This window comes from Stenotrophomonas pictorum JCM 9942 (genome assembly GCF_001310775.1).
GTDB classification, from domain to species: domain Bacteria; phylum Pseudomonadota; class Gammaproteobacteria; order Xanthomonadales; family Xanthomonadaceae; genus Stenotrophomonas; species Stenotrophomonas pictorum.
Map to the genome: position 1 here is coordinate 1 of NZ_BAZI01000735.1, position 722 is coordinate 722.

General features: G+C 69.5%; 1 protein-coding gene. It reads left to right on the top strand.

The window, feature by feature from the left end:
- Positions 1-315 precede the first annotated feature (315 nt).
- Positions 316-525: a hypothetical protein gene (locus tag JCM9942_RS17375; protein ID WP_054661041.1), complete on the top strand. Its 210-nt coding sequence runs from the start codon at positions 316-318 to the stop codon at positions 523-525.
- Positions 526-722: the final 197 nt, after the last annotated feature.

The window sequence follows — 722 nt, forward strand, 5'->3', positions numbered from 1 at the left end:
CGCGTGATGCCGCGGCCGATGCTGCCGCCGGCGAAGGGGATCGCTGAGCGCTCACGCCGGGCGTGCCTGCGCCCTGATCAATCCGCCTCGGGGCGACGAGGGCGTCCTGCAATGGATGCGTTTCTGCATGAGATGTGACGCGCCCGCGGCCGAATACCGCAAGCGCGGCGTCTGCTGGCATTCGCCATGGGGGTACCTGGTTGATCCTGGTGCAGAGGTTGGTCCATCCCATGGGTGCGCTGGTCGTGCGCAAGCGACCCGCCCCAGGTCGGGCTGTGCGCTGCGCACCAGGGCCAGCGCCGGCGGTACATCCTGATGGCGTGGCTGTCGCTGCACGGCGGTTTCGTGCTGGAGAGCGGCCCGCCGGTGCTGCTGGATATCCTCGCCTCGTTGGTGAGGCGGTTCTGGGGCCTGATCGGAATACGCATCCTCAAGCCCCGGCGGATCACCCCGGAACGGGCGGTCTACCGCGGTGTCTCGCCCTGTTTTGCGGGTGCGGCCGCCATCCTGTCCGTACCGGCATGAATGAGCGTTGCGGCCGCTGCACGGTAGAGGTTTGCGGGTACGTGTCGCGTGCCCGGGAGCGTTGCCTCAGTGCCGATCGGCCGGGGAGGCGTGATCGAGCAGGAACTGGCGGATATCGCGGCGCAGCGGCAGGTCATCGGTGCGGCCGGCGAAGCCGTCGGCCTGCCGCGCGTAATCGCGGGCGGCCTCGGGTTCGT